The 17,372-nt window shown below is 51.6% G+C and carries 11 protein-coding genes; 2 read left to right on the top strand and 9 right to left on the bottom strand.

Annotated elements, in window-relative coordinates; translation table 11 throughout:
* Positions 1-64: 64 nt before the first annotated feature.
* Positions 65-1,723, top strand: a complete 1,659-nt coding sequence (locus tag BN6628_RS02325) for an alkaline phosphatase (protein WP_068613688.1) — start codon at positions 65-67, stop codon at positions 1,721-1,723.
* Between the two features lie 109 nt (positions 1,724-1,832).
* Here the strand turns inward: BN6628_RS02325 and BN6628_RS02330 are convergent, their stop codons facing one another.
* From BN6628_RS02330 to BN6628_RS02360, 6 genes are all read right to left on the bottom strand, one after another.
* A complete protein-coding gene (locus tag BN6628_RS02330) occupies positions 1,833-2,753 on the bottom strand; it encodes a helix-turn-helix transcriptional regulator (RefSeq protein ID WP_068613691.1) in 921 nt (306 codons plus the stop codon).
* A gap of 252 nt (positions 2,754-3,005) precedes the next feature.
* Positions 3,006-4,157, bottom strand: a complete 1,152-nt coding sequence (locus BN6628_RS02335; RefSeq protein WP_235847557.1) for a winged helix DNA-binding domain-containing protein — start codon at positions 4,155-4,157, stop codon at positions 3,006-3,008.
* A 48-nt stretch (positions 4,158-4,205) separates the two neighbouring features.
* Positions 4,206-5,372, bottom strand: a complete 1,167-nt coding sequence (locus BN6628_RS02340; protein WP_068613695.1) for an epoxide hydrolase family protein — start codon at positions 5,370-5,372, stop codon at positions 4,206-4,208.
* An 831-nt stretch (positions 5,373-6,203) separates the two neighbouring features.
* Entirely contained in the window at positions 6,204-8,528 is a 2,325-nt protein-coding gene (locus BN6628_RS02350) for a glycoside hydrolase family 65 protein (protein ID WP_068613702.1), read from the bottom strand.
* 122 nt (positions 8,529-8,650) lie between these two features.
* A complete protein-coding gene (gene pgmB, locus BN6628_RS02355; protein WP_068613705.1) occupies positions 8,651-9,301 on the bottom strand; it encodes a beta-phosphoglucomutase in 651 nt (216 codons plus the stop codon).
* Between the two features lie 94 nt (positions 9,302-9,395).
* Entirely contained in the window at positions 9,396-10,430 is a 1,035-nt protein-coding gene (locus BN6628_RS02360) for a LacI family DNA-binding transcriptional regulator (RefSeq protein WP_068613707.1), read from the bottom strand.
* A 595-nt stretch (positions 10,431-11,025) separates the two neighbouring features.
* Here BN6628_RS02360 and pulA point away from each other — a divergent pair.
* Positions 11,026-13,653 carry a type I pullulanase gene (pulA, locus tag BN6628_RS02365; protein ID WP_068613710.1) on the top strand — a complete coding sequence of 876 codons (2,628 nt, stop codon included), beginning with the start codon at positions 11,026-11,028 and terminating at the stop codon, positions 13,651-13,653.
* A gap of 88 nt (positions 13,654-13,741) precedes the next feature.
* Here pulA and BN6628_RS02370 read toward each other — a convergent pair whose 3' ends face one another.
* From BN6628_RS02370 to BN6628_RS02380, 3 genes are all read right to left on the bottom strand, one after another.
* Entirely contained in the window at positions 13,742-14,134 is a 393-nt protein-coding gene (locus tag BN6628_RS02370) for a VOC family protein (protein WP_068613712.1), read from the bottom strand.
* On the bottom strand, positions 14,134-14,784 hold the full coding sequence (locus BN6628_RS02375; RefSeq protein WP_068613715.1) for a DL-endopeptidase inhibitor IseA family protein: 651 nt from the start codon (positions 14,782-14,784) through the stop codon (positions 14,134-14,136). The genes BN6628_RS02370 and BN6628_RS02375 overlap by 1 nt, the downstream gene beginning before the upstream one ends.
* Positions 14,785-15,361: 577 nt before the next feature.
* Positions 15,362-17,104, bottom strand: a complete 1,743-nt coding sequence (locus BN6628_RS02380) for an alpha-glycosidase (RefSeq protein ID WP_068613718.1) — start codon at positions 17,102-17,104, stop codon at positions 15,362-15,364.
* Between the last annotated feature and the right edge of the window lie 268 nt (positions 17,105-17,372).

The raw sequence follows: 17,372 nt of genomic DNA on the forward strand, positions 1-17,372 counted from the left end.
AGACAGTATTCGAACGTAATTTAGATATTTTACACAAGATAGGATTAACAGGAGGAGCCTAGAGATGAAGATGAGCGTGAGAAAGTCTTGGATGTTAGCTTTGGTTGGTTCGGTGCTTCTATCCGGTACAGGGGCGGGGAACCCGAAAGCTTATGCGGAGTCCGCTACCGCTTCAGATAAGCACGCGGTCAAGAATGTAATTATGATTATTCCGGATGGAATGGGCAATACCATAACGAGCATGACCCGTTGGTATAACGGCGGAACACCGCTGACCGTCGATCAATATGCATCAGGTCTCGTAAGGACCTATGCATCCGATTCGATTACGACGGATTCGGGGGCGGCGGCTTCAGCTTATGCGACAGGCCATAAGGCGGTGTCTGAGTCGCTAAGCATTCTTCCGGCCAAAGTAACTATGCCAGGAATCGCCAGCACGAAATCAGGCGAAGCTAACAAGCCGGTGCCGACGATTATGGAGGCTGCCAGGCTGGCCGGCAAGTCTACTGGACTTGTGTTTACATGCACATTGGATGATGCAACCCCCGACGCTTTTGCTACGCATGCAGTAAGCCGGAATGACTCAGAGAATATTACGAAGCAGATGGTTTATAGCGGCGTAGATGTGGTGCTGGGCGGAGGTGCCGCTCTGTTGAAGCCGGAAGGCAAGGAAGGTGGCGGCCGTTCGGACGGTCTGGATCTGACGAAGGCCCTGAAGGCACAAGGTTATGATTATGTAACAAGCAAGGGCGGTATGGACAAGTCACAGTCCAATAAGCTGTGGGGCTTGTTCCAGCCATGGAATCTGGATGCGGATTTCGACCGCAATCCGAAGCAGCAGCCGAGTCTGGCAGAGATGACAACCAAGTCGTTGTCGATTCTGTCCAAGAATCCGAATGGCTTTTTCCTGATGGTAGAAGCCAGCGATATTGACACGTTCGGTCATGAGGATGATCCGGTTGGTATGGTCAGCGAGACCCTGGCCTACGATAGAGCGGTAAAGGTCGCTATGGATTTTGCAAAGAAGGATGGGAATACCGCAGTTATCTCCATGGCGGATCACAATACCGGCGGATTGTATCTGTCGAGCTATGATTCGGCGAAGCAGTTTGGCGCCGTAATGAAGAAGGCAAAGCTGACCAACCACGCTATCCGCAGCAAGATCAGCAAGGATGGTTCTAATCTGAAGCAGGTGCTGGAGCAGTGGTACGGTTTGTCGGGACTGAGCAGCAAAGAGCTTGCCGAGATTAAGGGGGAGTTGAAGAAGGAAGAGGGTGACTTCTCCGGGGCTATTGGCCGCAAGCTGGGGGAGAAGGCTGGAATCTCGTTCGCTCATGAGGACCATACCTCGGAGGAAGTGGTTTTGTATGCCTACCATCCGAACAATTTCAAGCCAGCTGACTATCTTCACAGCGGTGTAATTCAGAATACAGACGTTAACAAATATGTGCAGTATATTACCGGTCTTAATCTAGATGAGCTGAATAACAAGCTGTATGCCACAGGACATGACATCCGCGCGCTTGGGGCCGCTGTGAAGTTTGACAATTCGGACAAGGCTTATCCAACCGCTGTCATTGAGAAGAATGGGACCAAGATCCGGCTTGCTGTGAACAAAAATTATGCCCTGGTGAACGGGCAGAAGAAGACACTGGAAATTCCAACGCTGCTGATTGACAACAGATTCTGGGTTTCCCGGACGGTACTTGAGTTGTTGAAATAGGATGCTTGAAGCAGTACTATTGAAATAATAGAAATGCCCGGGTCCATTTGGTCCCGGGTATTTTCTATTTATGCGCGGACCAGTCAGTCCGGCTATACGTGCACACAATTTATAGCTTGTACTTCTCCGTCAACCGCTGGATATGTCTTTTGAATTCAACAATTAACTCTGGCGGCCCTAGAAGCGTTACGTGATAGCTGTAGCTGAGGATGATCTGGATAGCCCGCTCGGTAGAGAAAAAATGGGCGGTAACCGACAGGGACCCGTCCGGGTTCTCGAGTACTTCATCAAATCCAAATTCGTCACGGACCCTAGTTCTGACCTCAGGGCTGAATTGGAGGGAAGCTTTGACTTTTGAATAGTCGGCCTGTCCCATGAACTGGCGCTCTACATCCTGAAGGGTAAAGCTTCTGCGGGTAAACGGCTCCTCCAGGAGGTGAAGCTTGAGGATGCGGGAAAGCCTGAACACCCGAATGGCCGATCTCATCCGGCAGTACCCGTACAGATACCAGACATAATTTTTGAGGAAAAGTCCCATAGGCTCTACGGTCCGCTCCGTCTCCGTCCCACGGTTGTCCAGGTAGTTGAACCGGACTACACGCAATTGTTTGACTGCCTGCTGAAGGGGGCCAATCTTCTGTCTATCATTTGGCGTAGGAGTGAAGTCCAGGTCTACACTGGCGGTGTGAGCCTCCGTCGGTCTGCCGGGAAGCATGGCTCCGATCCGGTCCATGAGCCCATCAATCCCGGAATCGCTTGTGGCGGATCTTGCCCCGCGCAGAGCCGAGTAAATGGACGAGAGATCATCCAGGGAGAGCACCTGCTTGTCGACCCGGTAGCCGGGGAGAATCTCGTAGCCTCCTTCAGATCCGGGATAGGAGACAACGGGAATACCCGCAAGATTGATCGATTCCATATCCCTGTAGATCGTCCTTAAGGAGACCTCAAAGCGTTCCGCCAGCTCGGTTGCGCTGACGCGCGGCTGATTGAGCAGAGTCATTGTGATGGCCAGCAGCCGATCCAGCTTCATGGGGGTTCCTCCTCTCGTGTTGTGCCTTGTTTTTTCACAAGGGTATACTTCTTGCCCGATATGTACAGCGCTGTATTCCTTTAATTCTATCTGTAGTATGCGGTTATGGGGCACGGAGGCGGAAGCCAGGGCGGCGTTCTCATCCCTCGCAAGTCACGTTATTACATTACTGTCCTATGATTTTTTAACGTCACTTTGGCATCTAAAGAGCAGCAACTAACCTATATCTAAACACGAATTAACTACCTCATCTTATACTGGCTCTTTGAACTGTATATTGTAAGATACGGCATCAGCTTCCGCAAACCTGAGCAGACGTTCGCCTTCCTCTGCAAGGCTTTTCTTTACGTTGGACGTAAGCGGCTTGAAAAGTTCAATTACCAGCCCAGCCTCGCTGCGCTTCCGCTTAATTCTCCAGACTCCGGCAACAAAACCATCCAACAGGACCGTAGAACGGATTATGCCGTTCACGGTGAACACGCGGCTTCGGTAAGAACTCTCCAGTATGCGTGAACGATCCACATAAGACAGCAGCATGTTATCAAACTCGCCGAGAAATCTTGGCGGGCAGGGGGTGTCCTGTTCCGGACGCGGCGCGCCTGGGAGATCGTAGAGGAGGGTGCCCTGTTCATCCTGGAAAACGGCGAGCTGGGGACGAAGCCGGTCTATAACCTTGCCGAGTCTCGTTAGTCCTGACCAGACTTGAATGTCCTTGACCGAGGCTGGCCCAAAGGCGGCAAGATACCGCAGAACCATTCGCTCCGTGGAAGGATTGGTCTCAAGCTCTTGCCCAAGCCAAATTTCGGAGGAGGTGTGCAGCGCCTGGCCGCTCTCTCCCCAGATCCCACGGGGAGGAACCTGCACAAGCGGGACAAGCGTGCGAACCGCAGCCGACAGTGCGGCGGGATCAGCCTCGGGCCAATGATCCTTAAGCTGCTGCCCTAGTTGATGGAGGGATATTGGGCCGGACTCCACAAGTTCCCTTCCTGCGGCTGCCAGCTCGTCAAGGTTGATGCCGGTCAGCTTCTTGCCGAAGCTGCCGCTCAGGCTGCGGTCCAAGGCGGGCTGCAGCAGGGGCCGCAGGTACAGGGCATCACGCCCGGACACCAGATGAAGGGTCGATCGCATCAGCGCTATGCGGACGGCGCTCCTGTTCAGGAGGAGACGGGAAAGCTCCTTCTGCCGGAATTCGGCCAGCCGGGTCCACAGGGCGAAGTAAGGCGCACTGGGACTCTGCGCCTGGAGACCGGCTAACCGTTCAACAGCTTCAAGAGCTGGGAGCTTCGCCCGTTCAAGCAGCATTTGTCTGGCGAGAAGCGCCCGGTTCAGGGCACCGGTACCAAGAATAGGTGGTTGAGGCGAACTAGAGTGACTATACATTTGAGGGGAGATATCCGGGATCATTGACTGCCTCCTAACTAGGCTAAGTTACCGAAGCGTACGCAGATTAGATTACCTGAAGCGGCGGAAGAATGACTGCAGATCGCTGGCGAGCAAATCGGACGCATCCATGGCGGCGAAGTGTGTGCCCCGGTCGAATTCGGACCAATGCACAATATTTGTATTATCGCGCTCGGCGAATCGTCTCATGGATTGGAAATCATGGGCGAATACGGCTACGCCGGTTGCTGTTTTATTTGGTCCTTGCAAGGCTGATGGCGGCTGATGGGCGTCTTCATGATACAGGCGCGCGGAGGACTCTGCGGTGTTCGTCAGCCAGTACAGCATCACATTGGTCAGAAAAGCGTCCCTGTCCACGGAATCAACGGTGTCGCCGAACCCGTTGAACAGTTCCGCAATCCAGGCCAGCTGCCCAGAAGGAGAATCGGCGAGCCCGAACGCAAGAGTCTGCGGACGGGTCATCTGAATTGCATTATATCCAGCCCGCTCACGGAAATTAGCTAACACCTTCAGGCGGTTTTGGTCATCTTCAGACAGATTTATCATTTCTTCTGGATCACCTGAAGGGAAGGAGAAGAGCTGCATAACATGAATGCCCAGCAGTCCCTCAGGCTGCTGAATTCCCATTTCCCGAGAGATGAGCGAGCCTGCATCACCGCCATGGGCACCGTACCGGGTGTAGCCCAATCGGCTCATAAGCTGCGCCCAGGCTTTGGCAATTCGCGGAGTGTTCCAGCCAGTGCCTTGGGCGGGGCCAGAGAACCCATAGCCGGGAATCGACGGGATCACCAGATGGAAGGCGTCAGACGGATTTCCACCATAGGCCCGGGGATCGGTTAGCGGTCCGATTATCCCTAGAAATTCTACGATGGAGCCTGGCCATCCATGGGTAAGAATTAGCGGCAGCGCATCCGATTCAGGGGAGCGGACGTGCATAAAGTGAATTTGGGCCCCGTCAATCTCCGTGATGAATTGAGGATACCCATTCAAGCGGGCTTCGTGCTTTCGCCAATCATACTCTTTCTCCCAGTATTCGGCCAGTTCCTTCACATAGTCAAGCGACACGCCGTAATCCCAACCGGCATCAGTCTGAACTTCTGGCCACCGTGTCCGGGCCAGACGGAATTTAAGATCATCGAGGGAATCTTTGGGGATGTCAATACGAAATGGACGGATGCCCGTGCTGCCGATCGTGCTGGAGTGTGGATACTTTATCATGGTAAAAAACCTCCTTGAATTCTGGATTGTGATACTTCCTAATTTGATATCAACAGCATAAACCAAGAACCCTGACAGCATATTGTCAGGGTTCTTGGTTTATAAAAAAGTATTTTGGGCACCTCTTCAAATAACATTTGATAAAAATAGTCATAATTATGATCGTAATTATCGTTATTATGAATTAATACATCATTAACGAAGGGGATGAGGAGCATGTCACGATGAACAGAGGGCAATTGACGTATCCGGAAATCGGCCAGCTTACGGCAGCGGAGCTCCTCCAAGTAAGCCTTTTAAGCTCTTAGACCCTTCAAGCTCTCCAGGCTCACTGGGCTCTTAGACTCTACAAGCTCTTAGACTTTTCAAGCTCTTAGACTCTACAAGCTCTTAGACTTTTCAAGCTCTTAGGCTCTTCCGGCTCTTAACGCTCTTCAGCTCTTCCGGCTCTTTAGACTCTTGAGCCCTTCAAGCCCTTAAGCTCATCAAGCCTTTCCTCAATGAGTCACCTAAAAGTATTTACCCCCACATGCTCCCAGCCCCTTCATCCAACAACTCAAAGAAGCGCCTGAAAGCCATCGGCCCAAGCGCTTCTTTACTATCCTCCACCCAACAAAGCGGTGGGAGGCTTGCAGTTGGGGTGTACATCTCCCCCGAATAGCGGAGCGGACGTAACGATTCCAAAGAAGCGAAGCGTTCGCCTTTGCCCCCGGATTCCTTCTCTGCATATTCAATCAGGGAATCTGGGGGCAACAGCGATCGCAGGAACGTTACGACAGGGGAGCTCCTCAAAGGGTTGTTACGCTTCTGCGGAGCTCCCCAGTGAGCTTCTTACACTTCTAAAGAAACCATCGCATTCTCCACCTGGATCATGCCCAGTCCGCTCACAGTATAGTCGCGGTCGTAGATCCGAATTGCCGCAGGAGTCTCAGTTTCGTTGAAAACCGTGATGTCTCGGTCGGATACGCTGACCTTCAGACGGGCACCACGGAACATGACCTTGAACGAGAAGGATTTCCAGTGGCCTGGGATGAACGGCTTGAGCACAAGCTCGTCATTTTGCACACGCAGGCCGCCGAAGCCATGGACCACAGACATCCAGGTGCCGGCCATACTTGTTGTGTGACAGCCATCCTCGGTGTCATTGTTGTAGTTGTCCAGGTCCAGACGTGCTGTCCGCAGGTACATTTCATAAGCTTTCTCCTGATAACCAAGCTCACACGCCAGAATAGAGTGCAGACATGGGGAGAGGGAGGACTCATGCACCGTCAACGGTTCATAGAAATCAAAGTTGCGTTTCTTCGTATCCAGATCATACAAATGTCCAAGGAAGTAGAGCCCTTGAATCACATCCCCCTGCTTGATGAAGCAGGAGCGGAGAATACGGTCCCAAGACCAGTTCTGGTTGATTGGAAGGTTCTCAGGCGCAAGCTCTTTGACCGGAATGATCTCCTTGTCAAGGAAGCCGTCCTGCTGCAGGAAGATTCCGCGCTCTTCGTCGATCGGATAATACATTTTGGCGATAATATCCTTCCATTTAGCTGTCTCTTCCGGCTGCAGATTCAAAGTCTCCACCAGCTCATTGTAACGGGCAGGCTCGTTCTCCTTCAGGTAATCCAGCACCTCAAGCGTGTACTCAAGCGTCCATACAGCGATGCGGTTCGTGTACCAGTTGTTGTTGACGTTGTTCTCATATTCGTTCGGTCCGGTAACGCCGAGCATCACATATTTATCCTTCAGTGGCGCGTAATTGACACGCTCTTCCCAGAAGCGGGAGATTTCAGCCAGAACCTCAAGGCCATATTGGCCGAGATAGGATTTGTCGCCGGTATAATTCACATAGTTATAAATAGCATAAGCAATGGCGCCGTTCCGGTGAATCTCTTCAAAAGTAATTTCCCACTCGTTGTGGCATTCTTCCCCGTTCATGGTCACCATCGGATACAGCGCGCCCTTCTTGAAGCCGAGCTTGCGCGCGTTCTCTTTGGCCTTCTCCAAATGTTTGTAGCGGTAGATCAGCAGATTGCGGGCGATCGAAGAGTCCGCGGTGCTAAGATAGAACGGCACACAGTACGCTTCGGTGTCCCAATAGGTGCTGCCGCCATATTTTTCCCCGGTGAAGCCCTTCGGTCCGATGTTCAGGCGGTCGTCCTCACCACTGTAAGTCTGATTCAATTGGAAAATATTAAACCGGATCGCCTGCTGCGCGGACACATCACCTTCTATGATAATGTCACTTCCCTTCCATTTCTCTGCCCAAGCAGCTACCTGCTCGGAGAGAAGAACATCGAATCCCGCTGTTCTGGCCGCTTCAAGTGCCTGGGTACCGGCTTCCACCAGTTGTCCCAGCCCATGATTGCGGGAAGTGACGTTAGCCACATATTTATAAATGGTTACCTCATCACCCTGCTCAGCATGGACGGTGATATCGTTGCCGACGTATTTCTCCTTCTCTACAGTAGAAGGGGTGATATCCAGCTTCCCGCCGTTCTTGAATACATCGTAGGTCATTACAGACGTAACGTGAAAATCAAGCTTTTTGGTCTTGAGTGTCAGGTTAGCCGTTCCTGCAGCCACCTCTTTGCTTACTTCGCTCCAGAACTTCTCTTCATAGTTCGAGTCTTTGTTCTGCACATCCCCATCCAGATAAGCCGTGAAACGGATAGGTGCGGAGAAGTTCAGCGGGGTTACCGAGTAACGGATGGCTCCAATCTCATGGCGCGCCACACTTACGAAGCGGGTGGAGTCGATTTTGATCATTTTGCCATCTTCCATTTCAGCAACGGCACTGCGGATTAGAAGGCCTTCCTTCATATTGAGCTCACGGTGGAACTCGGTTACTTTGCACTTGGCAAGATCCAGCGCGTTTCCACCGATATAGACATCAATGCCGATCCAGTTAGTGGAGTTCAGGACTTTGGCAAAATACTCCGGATACCCGTTCTTCCACCAGCCTACACGGGTTTTGTCCGGGTAGTAGACTCCGGCCATGTAGCTGCCCTGAAGGGACGGGCCGCTGTACTGCTCCTCAAAGTTTGCCCGCTGGCCCATAAATCCGTTGCCGATACTGAATATGCTTTCGGAGATTTCGTGGTGATTCGGGTCAAAGCTTTCTTCAATGATAGACCATTCGTCAACTTTTAAATATTGTTTCACGTATACCGACTCCTTTTTACGTCGAACTGGAAATTTGTGAACTGATATAGCTATATGGGTTAAGCCGGAGACTGGTTCAGCCAGCCCCCGATCATGCTGCCTATAGACGGTTACTGGTTGGTTTACAGCTCACCCAACCGGTCGATTGTCATTTGCTGAAGAGAAGGAACCACCAGGTTGGCACGGCTTAAGTTCTCAGGGCTTCCAATACCGACACTGCGCATGCCCGCACGTATGGCGGCCTCGATACCAGCCTCGGCATCTTCAAACACCACGCAGTTCTCAGGAGGTACACCCACTTCCTCGGAACCGAGGACGAAGACTTCAGGGTCCGGCTTGGCAGCGGAGGTTTTGGTTCCGTCGATAATGGCGTCGAAATAAGGCGTAAGGCCGGTATTGTTCAGAATAAGCATGGCGTTCTTGCTGGCGGACCCGAGAGCAACCTTGATTCCTTTGCTGCGGCAGGCCTTGAGGAAATCAAGGGCACCCGGCAAAATTTCGGATTCGTCCATCCGGCTGATGGATTCGACGTACCAAGTGTTCTTGCGCTCCGCTAGCTGCTGTTTGGTCTCTTCATCCAGCTGAAGTCCGCCGATTTCAAGCAGAATCTCGAGCGAGGCCGTCCGGGATACCCCTTTGAGCCGCTCGTTGTCCTGCTCCGTGAATCCGAAGCCAAGCTCTTCGGCAAGACGTCTCCAGGCTAGATAATGATATTTCGCCGTGTCGACCAGAACACCGTCAAGGTCGAATAAACAAGCTTGAATTGATGCCATAATAAATTCCTCCCCATATTAGCGCAAACGTTTGAACAAAAGACCAAAAATAAATGAAGCATTTCAGCTTCAATTATTTTTGTACTCCTTCAGATCACCTTTTTGGAAGTGACAGCATGGAGGATTCCCGTATCATCAGACGGTGTGGAATGATCTGACGGGTCTGGTACGTGGCATCTTCACCATTCTGGATCTTTTGGATCAGCATTTGGGATGCCGTATAACCCAAGTGATAGATCCCGATATCAATACTGCTGATCGGTGGTGTGGAAAGCTCCGATAACGTAATGTTATTGAAACTGACCAGACATATATCATCCGGTACTTTGAAGTTCAGTTCATGAAGGCCCCGCAGCACTCCAAAAGAGACCATATCGTCAACTACCACCAGGGCGGTTGGCCGATTAGGAAGACTCATAATGAAGGACATGGCGCGGTAGCCGCTGTCCTGAAGGAATTCACCCTCTACGATCCAATCGGAGCGAATCTCAAGATTGGCGTCCGCCATTGCGTTCTGGTAACCTTTCATCCGGTCTTGGGAGACCGTAAGGTTAGGGGGACCGCTGACAAACCCGATGCGTTCATGTCCCATGGAAATCAGATGCTTGGTAGCATCATAAGCAGCCTGCACGTTATCCGTATCGACGGATAAGGCATCGGGATGGTCGTTGCTTCTGCCAATAATGACAAAAGGGTATCCGCCCGAATGCAGGAACTCGATAACCGGGTCATCGCTGCGGGAATACAGGAGGATCACACCGTCTACACGACGGCCCTTAAGCAGTCGGGCCACAGCCTCAACCTCTTCCTTCTCGCTCGCGCCGGAACTGATAAGAACATCATATCCGGAACGGTTGGCCTGAGTCACAATTCCTCGAATCAGCTCCATGAAGAACAGATTGGAGAAGAGCTCTTCCGCCGGCTTCGGGAGAATAATACAGATACTGTTGGTTGTCTTCGAAACCAGGCTTTTCGCCATGATATTCGGATGATAACCGAGCTGCTCCATAATCTCTTTGACCTTGTTGGAGGTTTGAGTGCTGATTCGTGGATGGTTGGATAGAACCCGGGACACGGTAGAAGGTGAAACTCCGGCTTTCTTGGCAACATCCTTAATGGTTACAGCCATGGTAACCTCCTTGTGGAACCGTTTGCTTTTTATAGTGTAATCTTAATCGAAAGGTTTTGTAAAGTAAATAGAGAGTCCATATCGCAGCACTAAAAGCGGACAATTTCAGCGAAGTTACAAAAAAAGTTGTTCACTATGGCGAAATTCGTTAGGGTTGACAGCCGCCATGTAACGCCACACCGGGCGTTGGAAACAGGGCCCGGGGATAGCGCTCATCTGCTACTTGCCGGATCATGCGCCTGGTGTTAATTAAAGTTTCCATATCCTAAGCCCGCGTCATCCGGTGTACATATTCATTGGCGTTCATCACCAGCAGGGAACCCGGCTGGTCCGCCTTGCATACTATAAACCATCCGGAGCTGTAAGCTGAGCCCATTAAGGAAAATTGCGGCCGCTTGCGGCTCTGCCTGCATAATTTTCCCGTGAGGGCGAGTGGGACCGCCGGATTGGCGGAAAGCACGGACTGGGCCAGGCGGATGTCAGGGGGCCGGGTTCAGTACTCTCCTATAGCCTGAATAATGCTGATGCTCAGGATTAAATTTCTTACAGGTAAGCGTACTCCACCGCCTGGCGGGGCCGGACAGGATGTGAGCACATGTGGAATGGAAACGTCAATCAATTCAAGCTGCATTATTACCGGTATGACCAGAACCTGGAGAACTGGAACTTGTGGGTATGGTATGACTCTCATGAGGGGAACAGCTATGCCTGGAGCGAAATAGACGGTGACGGTTTCGCCACCGTTTCAATTGAACTTCCGGCTGGGGCGGTCCATGTTATCCCGAGAATGAGTCTTTCTTATAGCGATTGGGCCGATCAGGAGGAGCCCTGGAAGATTGAGCTGCCGGCGGGGCGGGGCGAGGTGGAAGTCTGGCTGCTTCAGGGCGACAAGAACGTATACTTTTCCCGTGGGGAAGTGGACATTTCCCCAAGATTCCACGCCGTATTGGCGGATGCCCCGGACATGCTGACTGTGGTTGCTAGTGGCCCTGTGAACAGGGAGGAAGCAGCTACCCTTGAATTAATGGACATGGAAAGCGGGCAGCTGGTGCCGGTTGAGACAGAGTTATCCGGAGAGCAGAAACTTACGGTCAAGCTGATTCCTCCGGGCAAATTAGATCCGGCCCGCCTGTATCATGTGTCCAGCAGAACCTATCGTGCTTGTGTGGTTACGATGCGGCATATCCTGGACGACCCACGTTATTATTATGCTGGTAATGACTTGGGCCTGACGTATACACCGTTTGCTTCGGAGTTCAAATTGTGGGCGCCGACTGCCGCCAAGGCAAGTCTGGTGTTATTCAGCGATCCCGGGATATATAATGCGGCCGGTTTGGTTGATCAGCATGAAGATGGGCAGAGCTTAAGGATGGAACGTTCCCCCTGTGGGGTATGGAGTGTCCGGGTTAGCGGCAATCTGGCGGGGTGGTACTACTTGTACAGGCTGCATTTTGCGGATGGCACGGCTTCTCTTGCCCCAGATCCTTATGCCAAGGCCGTAACCGCGAACGGGCAGAGAACTGCAGTCATCGATCTGAGGTCTACGGACCCTCCGGGCTGGAACCCACAGGAGAAGCCGGCTCTGCGTCAATGGACGGATGCGGTCATCTATGAGCTGCATGTCCGTGATTTCTCTACGGCCAATGACTCGGGACTCGTGCATAAAGGCAAGTTTAAAGCTTTTACCGAGCTTGGAGCATCTACGGCAGGAGGCCTGCCCAGCGGAGTGGGGCACTTGAAGGAGCTGGGGATTACGCATGTCCAGCTGCTTCCGTGCAGTGATTTTGCCACAGTGAACGAGCTGGATGACGAAGAGAAAGGCATATCCGAACAGTCATATAATTGGGGTTATGATCCGCAGCACTTCAATGTCCCCGAGGGGTCCTATTCCACGAATCCGCATGACCCGGCAGCCAGAATCAGAGAATTTAAGGAATTGGTACAGACCCTGCATCATCAAGGGATTGGCGTAATTATGGATGTGGTGTACAACCACACTTATTCTACGGACGAAGGACCTTTTGACAGGATTGTACCTGGATACTTCTACCGGACAACGGACACAGGCCGCTGTACGAACGGGACCGGGGTTGGGAACGAGATGGCTTCCGAGCGGCCCATGGTCAGAAAATACATTCTTGACTCCATCAGATACTGGGCAGCGGAATATGGAATTGACGGCTTTCGTCTGGATCTCATGGGTCTTCTGGATAAGGAAACGGTCAGTGAGGCTGCCCGAATGCTGCATGAGCTGGATTCCGGGATTCTGATTTATGGCGAGCCTTGGGACATGAGCCGGACTCCCCTTCCGCAGGAGTGCAAGACGCTGAAGGGAACGCAGCGCGGCAGGGGGTACAGCGTATTTAACGATAATTTCAGAATGGCCATTAAGGGAGATAGTGACGGCAGTGGTGCAGGGTTTGCGACAGGAGCGCCCGGAAAAGAAGGGGATATTGCTACAGGTGTACAGGGCTCCATCCACACGTTTGCCGCCAGCCCTGTTGAGACCATCAATTATGTTACCGCCCATGATAATTTGATTCTGTGGGACAAAATATTAATAACCCAGGGACTTAAAGACGAGCTTGGTCTGCTTGAAATGCAGGACGGGAAGCTTCGGAATGGAGGTTCGGTTGCGGAGGCTGTTAACTTGTCGGAGCCTTATCGGGGAATCGGCACGGGAGAAGACATCATGCTTCATGAAGCTGTCAGGCGCTCGATTCTTGCAAACGCCATCATCCTAACTTCCCAGGGTATTCCGCTGATTCACGCCGGTGATGAGATGTTGAGAACCAAGTTCGGGGACCATAACAGCTATAAAAGCTCCGACTGTATTAATCAGATCAGATGGGGCAATAAGATCAGGTTCCAGAAGGTGTTCGAGTATTACAGAGGGCTAATCTTCCTTCGCCGGGAGCATCCAGCATTCCGGTTGAGTTCAAGGGAAGCCGTGGAGAGCCATCTGCAGATTCTACGGGCAGAAGGAAATATCGTAGCTTTTAGGCTTGGAGAGCATGCAGGAGGAGATTCGTGGCGGAACATTGTCGTTATTTATAACGGAAATCAGGCCGCATGCCGCGTTCTTCTGCCTGCATACTTAGGCCAGTGGAATGTGGTTGTTGATGACAGGGGAGCCGGTACAGAGGTGCTTGCCCGGTTGGAAGCCGCGAGCGACTCGGTGCTGGTATCCGGATTATCCATCATGGTGCTGTATGATGAATAGTAAGGGTGACGACTTTGGCAGCCATCAAGATTATTTCAAAAAAAAAGCCCTTCCCTGTACGCCACAGCATACGGGGAAGGTGCGAAGTTCAGGCCGTATCAGGTGCGGCAACTTCAACTTTTATCCGATCCGGATCTTCAAAATAAACAGCATAATGCTGAGGACCACCCGCATAAGGATGTTGTCCCCTATAAAGAATGGGAATGTTCTTTTCCTTCAGCTTGGCTGTCAGGCTGTCCACATATTCCCGGGTCGGGGCATGGAATGCCAAATGATTCAGCCCTACCCTGCAGCGATGGTACGGAATATCCAAGAACCTTGTCTGTGCTTGCACAAACACGAGATAAGTCTCATGGTACTTCCAACTGAATCCTGACTCCCACTGTTGGTACAAGGAATAGCCGAGTTCGCTTAGTAACCATCCCCAGAATTCAGAACTCTTGTCTAAATCGGATACATATAGCTCAATATGATGGAGCATTAAAAAATAAGGTGAGGAGCCGTGTCTATTCTCCAGTAGTCGCCAACCTTCGCAAACTTAACCATGATATATTTGGAGCTCACCTTTGCATCCTTAGAAGGCACGTTAACCTTGTATACCCGTTTGGTGTCGGTCATGCTGATCATTTTTGCGGTTGCCCGGTCAAATTCAAGCTGGTTGCCTGCGTCCGCGTTCAGTTGGGCGAGTCTTCCATCATGCTCAACGATATATTTCTTGATGAAAAACTCACTAGCCTGCTTCGTGTACGTCTTCATCAGATACTTCAGCAATTCTTCCTTGGTATCGATATCCGCGGATAAATAGCGGTATTCCTTCCCGTTGTAATTGAAAGCCTCTTCTTTCTCTCCCGAGCCACCGGCCATCGCGTACAAGTATCTTTTCTCAGCTTCTACCAGCAGGGGGATAGTTGTCTTATGATTAAGACTTTTGATCGAAGTAGGGTCTGTAACTTTTTGGTCGGTAACTTTCTGCTCTGCCGCTTTCTTGTCTCCAGCCTTAATGGAAACCTTTGGCGCCTGCTTGGCTGAAGCCTTCGCTTCGCCTGCTGCGGGTGCAGCCATTGCCATACCGGCTGATGTCAATCCGATTGCCAAAGATAGAATGCCAGCTGTAATTTGTTTTGATTTCATGTAAATCGCCTCCATGTAGTTAAACGCAGACAGCCTGGTAAAAGTTTCATAAATCGTCATCATACGACGGGAAACGAGGGTCGCCGCAGGCGGAATTCTTTGCGCCGATCTATGAAGGGCATCGCGGAATGAGGAACAAGGAGCAGGGGAGAAGGCTTGTCCAATCGGAGGAGTTTACGTCCGCCTTTGGTAGCCCTTTGCTACCTCCTAGTCTAATCCAGGCAAAGGGCGGACAAGAAGCGGCTGGAGATGGACAAGCCGTTCCCCCCAGACTTGTTCCACTCTCCCCCCCTTACTTCCCGCATCCCAGCAGGCGATCTACTTCCCGCCTCTCCCCGCCGCAGACGGACTTCTTTGCGCCAGCCTGAGATGGGTTTTGGGGAACAAGGAACAGGGGAGAAGGCTTGTCCAATCGGAGGAGTTTACGTCCGCCTTTGGTAGCCCTTTGCTACCGCCTGGTCTAATCCAGGCAAAGGGCGGACAAGAAGCGGCCGGAGATGGACAAGCCGTTCCCCTAGACTTGTTCCACTCTCCCCACTCAATAGACGCAAAAAAGCCGCCCTGCGGCGGCTTTCCATTATTTTGAAGACAGCACAGCAAATCCATAAGCAGGAAGCCTTACAGACAGCTTGCCACGCTGAGCTTCGAGGGTCTGTCCAGTGAACTCATCCTTCCAGGAGTTCTCATAGACATCCACCTCGATGGATTGGATCGTGCTGTCATTGTTGATCATCACCATGACCGTCTCGCCGTCCAGATAGCGTTCGTAAGCGAGCTTGGACTCGCCTTCACCGGCGGAGAGGAACTTGATTGAGCCTGACCGCAGAGCCGGAAGGTCTTTTCTGATCTGAATCAGACGTTTGTAGAATGCGAACATGTCATGATCCTGATTCTCTGGCTCCCAGACCATGCACTTGCGGCAGTCTGGATCTGGTCCGCCATCCATACCGATTTCATCACCGTAATAGATGCAAGGCGTGCCCATGTAAGTGAGCAGGGTAACGGCGGCCAGTTTCATTTTGTCCTTGTTGCCGTCACACAGAGTCAACAGACGCGCAGTGTCGTGGCTGTCCAGCAGGTTAAAGGCAACCTCGCTGGCCTGCTGCGGGTAACGAGACAGCTGCACGGCAAGCGCACTAGCGAAACCGCTGGCATCCAGTGTGCCATTAACGATGAAATCGGTCACGGCGAAGGTGAACGGATAGTTCATGACCGCATCGAATTGATCTCCCTGCAGCCATGGGGACGACTCATGCCAAATTTCGCCGAGGATATAGGCGTCGGGATTGGCTTTTTTCACAACTTTACGGAATTCACGCCAGAAGCTCTGATCAACCTCATTCGCCACATCCAGCCGCCACCCGTCGACTCCGACTTCTTTGATCCAGTACTCAGCAACACCCAGCAGATAGTCCCTAACCTCCGGATTCCCGGTATTCAGCTTTGGCATGTGTGGTTCAAATGAGAAGGTGTCATAGGTTGGAATGTCGTCTTTGACCTCAAGTGGGAAGCTGTTTACATGGAACCAGTCCTTGTACTTCGACGCTTCGCCATTTTTTTTCACATCCAGGAATGGGGCAAAGGTTCCCCCGGAATGATTAAATACGGCATCCAGCAGAATTTTGATTCCACGCTCATGACACAGCTTTACCAGCTTTTTCAGCGTTTCGGCATCCCCGAACTGAGGGTCAATCTTCATATAGTCCTCGGTGTCGTATTTATGATTGGTGGTGGCCGCGAACAGTGGAGTGAAGTAAATAGCTGTGATGCCCAGCTCGCTCAGGTGGTCCAGATGGTCGATGACGCCCTGAAGGTCGCCGCCGAAGAAATTGTCACGTTCCGGTTTACCGCCCCAAGGCAGCGTTCCTTCCGGATCATTGCTGGCGTCCCCATTCGCAAAGCGTTCCGGGAAGATCTGATAAAATACAGCATCCTTAACCCAGGCAGGCGGCGTGAATACATCAGCCGGATTTATGTAAGGAATTTCGAACAGCCGATCCGGGTTAGGCGGCATTTCTGGCGTGAACTCGTATTCAGTCATCCACATCTTCTCGCTGCCTTTTTGCAGCAGGAAGCCGTATTTCAGACGCCGGTATGGAGGCTTGACGTTGCACTCCCAGTAGTCAAATAATTCATCTGATGCAAGGACTCGCATAGGTACAAGCTCGCGGGTGCGGTCCCAGGCATATTTATCGCCTGTCCAAGCATAAACCTGGGTAAGGTCCCCTTTCTTGGTGCGGATTCGCAGGTGAATGTTTTCCTTGTCGTAGGCATATGCCCAGTTCAGCTTTGGACGGTGATAGACTGCTTCAAGCAACATCCTGATTTCCCCCTCAATACATAATTAATGTGCAAAATGTGCAAAAAAGTACATCCCTGTCTCTACAATCGAGCCGAGGATGTACCTATCGGGTAACAGCGCCTTTTTGTTTTGAAAGAATGCAGGAATCCTTGGGTAAAAAGGCCGCTGTCTTTCAATGCTCAGGATTATAGCATGTCCATATTATTTTAAACAATATGATTTACGAAGAATCATTCAAACCTTTGCATAGGGGGAAGTAAGAAAATCCCTGAAATACCAGGAAGCG

Source organism: Paenibacillus tuaregi (assembly GCF_900086655.1).
Lineage (GTDB): Bacteria > Bacillota > Bacilli > Paenibacillales > Paenibacillaceae > Fontibacillus > Fontibacillus tuaregi.

Coding starts and splice junctions, on each gene's coding strand:
- BN6628_RS02335 (WP_235847557.1), bottom strand. CDS start 4,157: ATGATCCCGGATATCTCCCCTCAAATGTATAGTCACTCTAGTTCGCCT.
- pulA (WP_068613710.1), top strand. CDS start 11,026: ATGTGGAATGGAAACGTCAATCAATTCAAGCTGCATTATTACCGGTAT.
- BN6628_RS02370 (WP_068613712.1), bottom strand. CDS start 14,134: ATGCTCCATCATATTGAGCTATATGTATCCGATTTAGACAAGAGTTCT.
- BN6628_RS02340 (WP_068613695.1), bottom strand. CDS start 5,372: ATGATAAAGTATCCACACTCCAGCACGATCGGCAGCACGGGCATCCGT.
- BN6628_RS02325 (WP_068613688.1), top strand. CDS start 65: ATGAAGATGAGCGTGAGAAAGTCTTGGATGTTAGCTTTGGTTGGTTCG.
- BN6628_RS02380 (WP_068613718.1), bottom strand. CDS start 17,104: ATGTTGCTTGAAGCAGTCTATCACCGTCCAAAGCTGAACTGGGCATAT.
- BN6628_RS02330 (WP_068613691.1), bottom strand. CDS start 2,753: ATGAAGCTGGATCGGCTGCTGGCCATCACAATGACTCTGCTCAATCAG.
- BN6628_RS02375 (WP_068613715.1), bottom strand. CDS start 14,784: ATGAAATCAAAACAAATTACAGCTGGCATTCTATCTTTGGCAATCGGA.
- pgmB (WP_068613705.1), bottom strand. CDS start 9,301: ATGGCATCAATTCAAGCTTGTTTATTCGACCTTGACGGTGTTCTGGTC.
- BN6628_RS02360 (WP_068613707.1), bottom strand. CDS start 10,430: ATGGCTGTAACCATTAAGGATGTTGCCAAGAAAGCCGGAGTTTCACCT.